This is a genomic window from Palleronia sp. THAF1 (assembly GCF_009363795.1).
In the GTDB taxonomy this organism is placed as follows: Bacteria; Pseudomonadota; Alphaproteobacteria; order Rhodobacterales; family Rhodobacteraceae; genus Palleronia.
In genome coordinates, this window is the sequence record NZ_CP045420.1 from 1349549 (window position 1) to 1360229 (window position 10681).

Genomic DNA, 10681 nt, shown 5'->3' on the forward strand with positions numbered 1-10681 from the left:
ACCTTTATCGTTGGAAATACCCAAGCCGGCCAGGGGCCTAGCTGCGAAACGCCCGCGTCAAGGCAAGCGCCCAGAACCCGGCCAACACGAAAGACGCCACCGCGTTCCAGGACGCCATAGACAGCCCGGCAAAGGCCCAGGAAACGGCGTCGCACATGATGACCTTGTCCACCGTCTCGACCGACAGCATGTCCGCGCCGGACAGGCCCGACAGATCGCCGCCGCCCGAGCAAGAGGAAGGGCCGGGCCACCAGCCACGCTCGACGCCCGTATGATAGATGCCGATCCCGGCCGTGGTCAGGGCGGCAAGCGCGCCGAGAAGCGCCACCGGCCATCGCGCCCAGACGAAGGCGACCACGCCCAGTCCGATCGCCGCCCAATGGGGCCATCGCTGCCACAGGCACAGTTTGCAGGGGGCGTATCCAAGCGCTTGAAACACATAGGCTCCGGCCAGAAGCAGGGCGGAACCGGCCGCCGCCAGAAGCATCAGACGCCGCGCGGTCATAGGTATTTCACCGCGATGAAGCCGCCGACCAGAACGATGCAGAAGACCACGAAGACCAAGCCCAAGCGGCGCTCGATGAAGTCGCGGATCGGCTCGCCGAAGGCACGCAGAAGCGCTGCAACCAAGAAGAATCGCAGTCCGCGTGCGACGATGGATGCCACGATGAACACCGGCAGCGACAGGGCGGTGACGCCGGACAGTATGGTGATGACCTTGAACGGGAACGGCGTGACGCCCGCGATCAGCACGGCCCAGGCACCGAATTCGTTGTAGCGCGCCTCGAACTCTCCGAAGTAGGCGTCCTTGCCGTAGAACTCCAGAACGGGCCGCCCGACCTGATCCATCAGGCCGTAGCCGATTCCGTAGCCGGCCAATCCCCCAAGCACTGACGATACCGTCGCCACGCCCGCGATCAGCCATGCACGGCGCGGGGTCGCAAGGATCATCGGGATCATCAACACATCAGGCGGGATCGGGAAGATGGACGATTCCACGAAGGCGACGACCGCCAGAACCCATAGGGCCTGTGGGTGGGAAGCCAGCGAAAGGGTCCAGTCGTAAAGGCGTCGTAGCATGTTTGCGAAGGACCATGCGGCTTGGGCTGGGTCAAGCCGCAAAGCGGCGCTATGATCTGCCCGAACAGGTCAGGAGAGCGCGATGCAGTGGCGGGGACGGCGGCAAAGCCGCAACATCGAAGATCGGCGCAGCCGGGGCGGCGGAAGCGGTGGCGCGCGTGTCGTGGGCGGCGGCAGCTTGGGCATCCTTGCCATCGTCGTGATCGGCTGGATCTTCGGGATCGACCTGACGCCGCTGTTGCAGGACGCCTCGGTCCAGCAGCCGCAAGGGGGCGGTCAAATCACCGCCGCCGATGAGGAACGCGCCCAGTTCGTCGCCGTCACCTTGGCAGATACCGAGGAAGTTTGGGCCGACGTCTTCGCCGAACAGGTGGGCCGACCCTACGACCCGGCGACCATGGTGCTGTTCAAAGGCGTCACCCAATCGCCCTGCGGCGGGGCCTCGGGCGCGTCGGGGCCGTTCTACTGCCCGGCGGATGAGAAAGCGTATCTGGATACGGACTTCTTCGTCACCATGGAGCGCCGTCTGGGCGCGGGTGGCGACTTCGCGGCGGCCTACGTCGTCGCACATGAGATCGCGCATCACGTGCAGGACGAGTTGGGCATTCTATCTGAAGCCAACGCCATTCGGCAGCGCGTGTCGGAACGCGAGGCGAACGCGATTTCCGTCAGGATCGAGCTTCAGGCCGATTGCTTCGCGGGCATCTGGGCGGCGAAGGCGGACGAACGCTTCGACTCACTGGACAAGGGCGATGTGGGAGAGGCGATGAACGCCGCCAAGCAGATCGGCGACGACACGCTGCAACGCAACGCGGGCCGTGCGCCCAATCCGCATACCTTCACCCACGGCACGTCAGAGCAGCGCCAACGCTGGTTCGCGCGTGGCTTCGACACCGGCGACATGCGCGAATGCGATACGTTCAGCGCGGATCGGCTGTAGTCGCAGCGCACATTTCAGTGGGACCCTGGCGCGCGTCCGGGGTTTCGTCGTGCCATCGCCATCATTCCCGAAATATGTGTCGCGGGCTGGCAGCGCCTCTGAACCGCATTGACACCCCCGCGCCACCCCTTACCTGACGCGCCATGCCAGACACCAAACGCATCTCGCTCGGCGGAGCACCCGAAGGCTTCGACGCCCATCTCGTCCTGTCCGAAGTCGGCAAGGCGGGGCAGGTCGTCCATGTCGCGCGCGACGACAAGCGGATGGCCGCGATGCAAGCCGCCTTGGCCTTCTTCGACCCCGGCCTGCCGGTTTTTACCTTCCCGGCGTGGGACTGCCTCCCCTATGACCGCGTCAGCCCGAACGCCGACATCTCGGCGCAGCGCATGGCGACGCTGGCCGCCCTGTGCCACGCGATGCCCAAACGGTTCGTCCTTTTGACCACGCTGAACGCCGCGACGCAAAAGGTGCCGCCCCGCGATACGGTGGCAGACGCCAGCTTCACCGCGACCGTTGGGTCGCGGCTGGATGAAGAAGGGCTGCGCAAGTTTCTGGTGCGTATGGGATTTACCCAAGCCCCCACCGTCATCGAACAGGGCGACTACGCGATCCGCGGCGGCATCATCGACGTCTGGCCGCCGGGTCACGACAGCCCCGTGCGCCTGGATCTGTTCGGCGATACGCTGGACGGCGCGCGCCGCTTCGATGCCGCGACCCAGCGCACCACCGACAAGCTGAAGGAAGTCGAACTTGCCCCGGTGTCAGAAGTCATTCTGGATGAGGCCGCCATCACCCGCTTTCGCCAGAACTACCGCATCGAATTCGGCGCGGCGGGCACCGACGATCCGCTGTACGAGGCCGTCAGCGCAGGCCGCAAACATGCGGGGATCGAGCACTGGCTGGGTTTCTTCCACGACAAGCTGGAGACGCTGTTCGACTACCTGCCCGATGCCGCGATCACGCTGGACGATCAGGTCACGCCTGCTCGGCTGGGGCGGTGGGACACCATCGCCGACCAATACGACAACCGCAAAGACGCGATGACGAAGAAGGGCCGCGTAGATTCCGTCTACAAGCCCGCACCGCCAGAGACGCTGTATCTGGACGATGCCGCGTGGGAGACGGCGATCAAGGGCCACCGTATCGTGCGCTTTCACCCGCTGGCACAGGCGACCGGCCCCGGTGTCGCAGATGCAGGTGGACGAATCGGGCGCAACTTCAGCCCCGAGCGTCAGCAGGAAAGCGTTAGCCTTTTCGGTGCGTTGGCCGATCATGTAAAGGCAAAGCGCAAAGATGGGCAGGTCATCGTCGCCAGCTATTCCGATGGCGCGCGCGAACGTCTGCAAGGTCTGCTGGAAGACGAGGATGTTGATGGCGCGACGCTGATCCGCGATTTCCGCGACGTGCCAGAAGGCAAAGGCGGCCTGCATCTCGTCGTCTGGGGGCTGGAGCACGGGTTCGAGGGCGCGATCGACGGCACGCATCTGACGGTGATCTCGGAACAGGACGTTCTGGGCGACCGGCTGGTGCGCAAGAGCCCCAAGCGCAAACGGGCCGAGAATTTCCTGACCGAAGCGCAGTCGCTCAGCCAAGGCGATCTGGTCGTTCACGTAGACCACGGTGTCGGGCGCTTTCAGGGGATGGAAGTCGTCACCGCCGCCGGTGCGGCCCACGAGTGCGTACTGATCGAGTATCAGGGCGGCGATCGCCTGTTCCTTCCCGTGGAAAACATCGAACTGCTGTCCCGCTTCGGTCACGAAGAGGGGATGCTCGACAGGCTGGGCGGCGGTGCTTGGCAGTCGAAGAAGGCCAAGCTGAAGCAGCGCATCCGTGAAATCGCAGATCGCCTGATCCGCATCGCCGCCGAACGCCTGCTGCGCAAGGCCCCCGTGCTGGAGCCAGAGACCCACGCCTGGGAAGATTTCTCGGCCCGATTCCCGTACGAGGAGACTGAGGATCAGATGTCCGCCATCGAGGACGTGATGGCCGACCTTGGGTCCGGCACGCCCATGGACCGTCTGATCGTCGGCGACGTGGGCTTCGGCAAGACAGAGGTCGCCATGCGCGCCGCCTTTATCGCCGCCATGTCGGGCGTGCAGGTCGCTGTTATCGCGCCGACCACACTGCTGGCGCGGCAGCACTACAAGTCCTTCGCTGACCGCTTCCGAGGATTCCCGGTGCAGGTCCGCCAACTGTCGCGCTTCGTATCCGACAAGGACGCCAAACTGACCCGCCAGGGCATCGCCGACGGCACCTGCGATATCGTCATCGGCACCCACGCGTTGCTAGCGAAATCGGTGAAGTTCAAGAATCTCGGCCTGCTGGTCATCGACGAGGAACAGCGCTTCGGCGTGAACCACAAGGAACGGCTGAAGTCCCTACGAACGGACGTGCATGTCCTGACCCTGACCGCGACGCCGATCCCGCGCACGTTGCAGATGTCGCTGACTGGCGTGCGCGATCTGTCGATCATCGGTACGCCGCCCGTCGACCGCTTGGCCATCCGCACCTACGTGTCCGAGTTCGACGCGGTGACGATCCGCGAAGCCCTGTTGCGCGAACATTATCGCGGCGGGCAAAGTTTCCTCGTCGCTCCGCGCATCACCGACCTGACAGAGCTGGAAGAGTTCTTGAAGGAAGAGGTGCCGGAAATCAGCTACGTCTCGGCCAACGGTCAGATGGCGGCGGGAGAGCTCGATGACCGGATGAACGCCTTCTACGACGGCAAGTATGATGTGCTTCTGGCGACGACCATCGTGGAATCGGGTCTTGATATCCCGACCGCGAATACGATGGTTGTGTGGCGCGCGGATATGTTCGGCCTTGCGCAGCTGTACCAGATTCGGGGTCGCGTCGGTCGCGCCAAGACGCGCGCCTACGCCTACATGACCACTAAGCCACGCACCAAGCTGACGCCGACCGCCGACAAGCGCCTGCGCGTTTTGGGGTCGCTGGACTCGCTGGGCGCCGGATTTACGCTTGCCAGCCAGGATTTGGATATCCGGGGCGCGGGCAACCTTGTTGGAGAGGAACAGTCCGGCCAGATCCGGGAAGTGGGCTTCGAGTTGTATCAGTCGATGCTCGAGGAAACGATCTCCAAGCTGAAGTCCGGCGAACTCGAAGGCGCTATAGAGCTCGGCGACAGCGATTGGTCTCCGCAGATCAACCTTGGGGTTCCGGTCCTGATACCGGAAGATTACGTACCCGATCTGGATGTACGCCTTGGACTTTACCGTCGCCTGTCCGACCTGACGACGAAGGTGGAACTGGAAGGCTTCGCCGCCGAACTGATCGACCGTTTCGGCGAACTCCCGCGCGAGGTGAACACTCTGCTGCTGGTCGTACGCATCAAGGCCGAATGCAAGAAGGCCGGGATCGCCAAGCTCGACGCCGGGCCGAAGGGCGTCACGATCCAGTTCCATAACGATAAGTTCGCCTCTCCCGAAGGGCTGGTGGCCTTCATCAAGGATCAGGACGGCGAGGCGAAGGTGAAGGACAACAAGATCATTGTCCGCCGCGACTGGACCAAGGACAGCCAGAAGATCAAGGGCAGCTTCGCGGTGGCGCAGGAATTGGCGCGGCACGTTAGGTCTGAGAAGGAGAAGAGAGCAAAGGCAGGGTAGGGCTTGATCAGAGTTAACCTTTCGTTAACCTTTCGCCATGTTCCGTACGATTCTCGTCTTGGCCTTCATCGCCGACCCCGCTTTCGCCGATCCCAAACCGTTGGCAGAGACGGCCTTCGCACCGTTCCTGACAGCGCAGACGTTCAGTTGCTCGCGCAAGACCTGTGGTCAGATGCGATCCTGCGCAGAAGCCTGTCATGCTCTCGTTGTTTGCGGTGATACGGCACGCGACCGGGACCGCGACGGCATCCCTTGCGAGTCGATATGCGGCAACACACGCTGCTAAAAGAACCGGACACGCTTTCGATAATCTGCATGTGCCGCCCCGTGCCGTCGGGCTAGCGCACGATCTTCAACCCAGCTTGCATAGCCCAGCGCCGCGCAGCCCGCCGCCGCTGCAATCAGAGATGACGGCGCCGCGAACAGTAGCCCCAGCCCGATCAGGCTGACGATCTGGCCTGCGTATTGCGGGTGCCTCCGGTGTGCGTAGGACCCGGTCTTGACCAGCCCCACGTCCCAGCCACTCGTGCCGCCCAGCCCCAGATCCCAGATGCCGCGCCCTTGCACCCAGAAGGACAGCGCCGTCAGGGCCACGCCGCCAATGCCCCAGCGGAACCAAGCGGGCCATCCCAACAGGTTCCACGCCTCTGAACCTGCATTGATAAGGCCGACGTAGATCGCCGTGGTCAGGCCCCACGCCCAGATCGCTGATACCCAACCGCCGCGCCTTGGGGGCCAAATCTGCGCGATGCCGCGATCGGATACGAACAGAATCACGCCCCACGCGGCAGACGCGCCCAAAGACAGCAGCAGCCAGACGCTCATGGCTTCATCGTTCCGCAAATACCTCGGGTGAGCGGCGCAGCCGCGAGGGCAGAGCCCTGAAGTCCCATCAATCGGTGCCGCGGTAGGGGGGCACGTATTGCAGGCCCATGTCCCAGGGGAAGAAGATCCACGTGTCCTGGCTGACCTCGGTGATGAAGGTATCCACCTGCGCGCGCCCCTTGGGTTTGGCGTAGACGGTGGCGAAATGCGCGTTCGGATAAAGCTCTCGCACCAGTTCCAGCGTGCGGCCCGAGTCGACCAGATCGTCGACCACCAGGATTCCGGAGCCGTCGCCCATCATCTCGGAATCTGGCGACTTCAGCACCTTGGCATGGCTTTGCGACTGATGATCGTAGGACTTCACGCTGATCGTATCGACGGTGCGGATGTCCAGTTCCCGCGCCACGATCATCGCAGGCGCCATGCCGCCGCGCGTGATCGCCACGACAGCACGCCAGCCACCGCCCTTGTCGCCCGCATCGCCATCGGGGCCCATGCCATCCAGCCGCCACGCCAGCGCGCGGGCATCGCGGTGCAGCTGGTCCCAGCTGACGTGAAAGCCCTTCTCGTGGGGCAAGCGGTCGGTCATGGCGGTCTCCTTTAAGTCAGTGCGACGCGCACACCCAGTGCGCCCAGTATGGTGCCCATCCCGCGATCCAGCCAGCCTTTCGCGCGCGTATAGACCGCGCGCGGTCCAGGCAGTGAGAACAGGCGCGCGGTGATCAGATACCACGCCACCTCGACCCACAGGATATTAAACAGGACGATGGCCTTGTCCCCCAGCGTCGCCGTCAGTGGCACAAGGCCGACGAAGACAGCGCCGAAGAAGATGGCGGGCTTGGGGTTGGCCAGCTGCGCCAGCGTGCCCAGTCGGATCGCCGACCACATGCCGCGCGGCGGTTGATTGGGCAGGGCGGTCGGCAGCGGCTCTGACGCGTGGCGCCACATCTGTACGCCCAGCCACAGCAGGAACAGACCGCCGCCGATTTTCAGGACGACGAAGAGGGGCGGCACGATCTGGAACAACAGGGCAAGGCCCAACAGCGCCGCCGCCGCCCAAAGCATCGCACCAATCCCGAACCCCAGCGCCAGCCCGGCGGCAGGGCGGAAGCCTTCGGACACAGCCGTGCGGATTTGCAGCACGAAGGATGGCCCCGGAGAGATCGCCGCGAGAAGATGGGCAATCGCCACGCCGATGAAGGCCGCAAGGCTCATCGCGGGTCAGTCACGAGTGATATCGGGCGCGTCGGGGTTCTTCATGCCGACAACATGGTAGCCCGAGTCCACATGCAGGATCTCTCCGGTCACGGCAGAGCCAAGGTCGGACAGCAGATAGAGCGCGGATTTGCCCACCTCTTCCTGCGTCACCGTCCGGCGCAGGGGAGAGTTGTATTCGTTCCACTTCATGATGTAGCGAAAATCGCCGATGCCGCTGGCAGCCAGCGTTTTGATCGTTCCCGCGCTGATGGCATTCACGCGGATACCGTCGCGGCCAAGATCCTCGGCCATGTAGCGCACGCTGGCTTCCAATGCGGCCTTGGCCACGCCCATCACGTTATAATGCGGCATAACCTTTTCGGCGCCGTAGTAGGTCAGCGTCAGGGCCGATCCGCCGTCTGTCATCAGCTTTTCGGCGCGCTGCATCACGGCGGTGAACGAATAGCACGAGATATCCAGAGACATCTGGAAGTTCTCGCGGCTGGTGTCGACGTAGCGCCCACGCAGTTCGGATTTGTCCGAAAATCCAATGGCGTGGACGACGAAGTCGATCTTGCCCCAACGCTCTTTGATCTGATCGAACAGCGCATCCAGGCTGCCCATGTCGGCCACGTTGCATTCGACCAGAAAGTCGGAACCAACCTTTTCGGCGAGCGGGCCGACGCGCTTCTTCAGCGCCTCGCCTTGATACGAAAAGCACATCTCTGCGCCTTCGTCGGCCAGCGCCTTGGCGATGCCCCAGGCGATCGACTTGTCGTTCGCCAACCCCATGATGAGGCCGCGTTTTCCTGCCATCATCCCCGCCATGGTATCGCTCCGTCCTTGTGATCTCTGTTCCGGCGGGATTAGGCCATAGAGATAGAGTCATCAAGAGCGACGGGAACACGGACATGACGCAGGGAACCAGCATATTTGGCGCAAGCGATCCGGTGGCACTGCTGCGCGACTGGATGGAGCGGGCCGCCAAGACCGAACCGAACGACCCCAACGCCATTGCGCTTGGCACGGTGGATGCGAATGGTCTGCCGAACGTGCGGATCGTTCTGCTGAAAGAGATCGAGGCGGATGCCTTCGTCTTCTACACCAATTACGACAGCGCCAAGGGGCTAGAGTTGACGGCCAGCGGGCAGGCGGCCTTCGCGATCCACTGGAAGACCATGCGGCGTCAGGTTCGGGTGCGCGGCACGGTCGAGCGTGAGGACGGCGCACAAGCCGACGCCTATTATGCGTCCCGCGATCTGGGCTCACGTCTGGGAGCCTGGGCGTCCGAGCAGTCGCGTCCCTTGGCAGACCGGGCCACGTTGGAGGCGCGGGTGAAGGAAGCCGCAGATCGATTCGGCGACGCGCCGCCGCGTCCAGATCACTGGGGCGGGTTCCGCATTCGGCCCGTCGAGATCGAATTCTGGCAGGACGGTGAACACCGCCTTCACGACCGGGAACGCTGGGTAAAAATCAAGAACAATGAGCAATGGGATGTGAAAAGACTTTTTCCTTGAGCGATAATTGCGTAGACCTCCTCTATTGATCGGCGGACGGGACAGGTCCGCCGTGACAGACAAGGGGCGATAGAACGCTTCCACGGAGGACATATGCCTGACGACACATCTGAGGAATCTACCGTCCATTCAGGTCTGGTGAAGTGGTTCGACAGTACGAAAGGCTATGGTTTCGTCGTTTGCGAAGGCGTTGCACGCGATATTCTTCTTCACGCCAATGTGCTGCGCAACTTCGGCCAGAACAGTGTGGCAGACGGTGCCAAGGTGCGTCTGCGTGTGGTCGAGACCGACCGTGGTATTCAGGCACAGGAAGTTCTGGAAATCGAAGCGCCCGAATTCGAAGGCGCCGACGATGGCATGTCGCGCAGCCTGCCGTTCGACGAAACGCTCGTCGGTGGCGATCTGGAGCCGGCCCGCGTCAAATGGTTCGACCGCGCCAAGGGCTTCGGGTTTGCCAATGTCTTCGGTCTCGGCGAAGATGTATTCATCCACGTCGAGGTTCTGCGCCGGTCATCCCTGGCCGACCTGCAACCCGGCGAGGCGATCGCGATCCGCGTGGCCGAAGGCGCCCGTGGACGCTTGGCGACACAGGTGAACGCATGGGAACACGCAGTGGGCAATACCGGATTGGCGGAGCTTTCGGCCGAGACCGACAGCGTGGTCGAATTTCAGGGCCGCGAGGCTGCGGAGTAGTCACGGCGTTTCTGGGCGTCGTCGCGTCCGCAGGGTTCGCAACAGCGCAATGCGCGCCTGAGTCTGTCGAACTGCGTGGCGATTGGGGAAAGGCCCGCTTCGCCGTCGATGTGGCCGATGATGATCGCGAACGCGCGCAAGGTCTGATGAACGTTGAATCGATGCCGACCATGCAGGGCATGTTGTTTGTCTACGAATCAGAACAACCCGCCAGCTTCTGGATGCGCAACACGCTGATCCCACTGGATATGTTGTTCATGGACGACAGCGGCACGATCACTCACATCCATGAGAATGCCGTTCCGCTGGACGAGACACCGATCCCCGGCGGGGACAAGGTGCGCGCGGTGCTGGAGATCAACGGCGGGCTGTCCGCGCGTCTGGGGATCGAAGAGGGCACGGTGCTGCGTCACCCTGCGTTGCCGCAAGATGAAGCGGCATGGGCCTGCGGCAACTAAAGTCGCTTTCCTTGAGCGATCTTGCACGTTAGGACGGCGCACGTCGGGGCGTAGCGCAGCCTGGTAGCGCATCTGCTTTGGGAGCAGAGGGTCGGAGGTTCGAATCCTCTCGCCCCGACCATTTTCACTATTCTCGTACGAAGCTTCAGGCGTGGCGTTACATGCCTTTGCACGGGTCGGAGATTCGGTGCCGATTCCGCTTTGCCTCTACCAGATGTAGTGATCATGTCGCAGTCGCCGCCCATGCATTGCGGGTGATCTGCCGAAGATTTGGGCACGCTCGCTAATTGTCCACCCTATACCGACCCTGTGGATAACTTCAGCCGCGACGCCTATCCTCAAGGGATT

12 protein-coding genes and 1 tRNA gene are annotated in these 10681 nt (G+C 63.1%); 7 read left to right on the forward strand and 6 right to left on the reverse strand.

Annotation, left to right across the window (positions count from 1 at the left end; all coding sequences use genetic code 11):
- Positions 1-37 precede the first annotated feature (37 nt).
- Positions 38-487: a disulfide bond formation protein B gene (locus tag FIU81_RS06760; RefSeq protein WP_320414796.1), complete on the reverse strand. Its 450-nt coding sequence runs from the start codon at positions 485-487 to the stop codon at positions 38-40.
- Between the two features lie 14 nt (positions 488-501).
- Positions 502-1080 carry a YqaA family protein gene (locus FIU81_RS06765; RefSeq protein ID WP_124112799.1) on the reverse strand — a complete coding sequence of 193 codons (579 nt, stop codon included), beginning with the start codon at positions 1078-1080 and terminating at the stop codon, positions 502-504.
- An 82-nt stretch (positions 1081-1162) separates the two neighbouring features.
- Here FIU81_RS06765 and FIU81_RS06770 point away from each other — a divergent pair, with 82 nt between their 5' ends.
- The 3 genes from FIU81_RS06770 to FIU81_RS06780 all read left to right on the forward strand — a co-directional run bounded on the left by FIU81_RS06770 (position 1163) and on the right by FIU81_RS06780 (position 5929).
- Positions 1163-2020, forward strand: a complete 858-nt coding sequence (locus tag FIU81_RS06770) for a neutral zinc metallopeptidase (protein WP_124112800.1) — start codon at positions 1163-1165, stop codon at positions 2018-2020.
- Between the two features lie 143 nt (positions 2021-2163).
- A complete protein-coding gene (gene mfd / locus FIU81_RS06775) occupies positions 2164-5643 on the forward strand; it encodes a transcription-repair coupling factor (protein ID WP_124112801.1) in 3480 nt (1159 codons plus the stop codon).
- Positions 5644-5680: 37 nt separating this feature from the next.
- On the forward strand, positions 5681-5929 hold the full coding sequence (locus FIU81_RS06780; RefSeq protein WP_124112802.1) for an excalibur calcium-binding domain-containing protein: 249 nt from the start codon (positions 5681-5683) through the stop codon (positions 5927-5929).
- On the opposite strand, the gene FIU81_RS06785 is transcribed toward FIU81_RS06780, so the two are convergent.
- The 4 genes from FIU81_RS06785 to fabI all read right to left on the reverse strand — a co-directional run bounded on the left by FIU81_RS06785 (position 5926) and on the right by fabI (position 8493).
- Entirely contained in the window at positions 5926-6468 is a 543-nt protein-coding gene (locus FIU81_RS06785) for a methyltransferase family protein (protein WP_124112803.1), read from the reverse strand. The two genes, FIU81_RS06780 and FIU81_RS06785, sit on opposite strands and share 4 nt — an antisense overlap.
- Positions 6469-6535: 67 nt before the next feature.
- Positions 6536-7057 (reverse strand): xanthine phosphoribosyltransferase, encoded by a 522-nt coding sequence (gene gpt, locus FIU81_RS06790; protein WP_124112804.1) that lies wholly within the window; start codon positions 7055-7057, stop codon positions 6536-6538.
- A gap of 11 nt (positions 7058-7068) precedes the next feature.
- Positions 7069-7683, reverse strand: a complete 615-nt coding sequence (locus FIU81_RS06795; RefSeq protein WP_124112805.1) for a LysE family translocator — start codon at positions 7681-7683, stop codon at positions 7069-7071.
- Positions 7684-7689: 6 nt separating this feature from the next.
- Complete coding sequence (fabI, locus tag FIU81_RS06800; protein ID WP_124112806.1) at positions 7690-8493, reverse strand: enoyl-ACP reductase FabI; 804 nt, start codon at positions 8491-8493, stop codon at positions 7690-7692.
- 83 nt (positions 8494-8576) lie between these two features.
- Between fabI and pdxH the strand changes: the two genes are divergently transcribed.
- The 4 genes from pdxH to FIU81_RS06820 all read left to right on the forward strand — a co-directional run bounded on the left by pdxH (position 8577) and on the right by FIU81_RS06820 (position 10454).
- Positions 8577-9182 (forward strand): pyridoxamine 5'-phosphate oxidase, encoded by a 606-nt coding sequence (pdxH, locus tag FIU81_RS06805; protein ID WP_124112807.1) that lies wholly within the window; start codon positions 8577-8579, stop codon positions 9180-9182.
- A gap of 93 nt (positions 9183-9275) precedes the next feature.
- The gene (locus tag FIU81_RS06810; protein ID WP_124112808.1) at positions 9276-9875 is read left to right on the forward strand and encodes a cold-shock protein; all 600 of its coding nucleotides are present in this window, start codon (positions 9276-9278) and stop codon (positions 9873-9875) included.
- Positions 9876-10021: 146 nt separating this feature from the next.
- A complete protein-coding gene (locus tag FIU81_RS06815) occupies positions 10022-10333 on the forward strand; it encodes a DUF192 domain-containing protein (RefSeq protein WP_320414797.1) in 312 nt (103 codons plus the stop codon).
- 44 nt (positions 10334-10377) lie between these two features.
- Positions 10378-10454: transfer RNA gene (locus tag FIU81_RS06820), tRNA-Pro, on the forward strand.
- Positions 10455-10681: the final 227 nt, after the last annotated feature.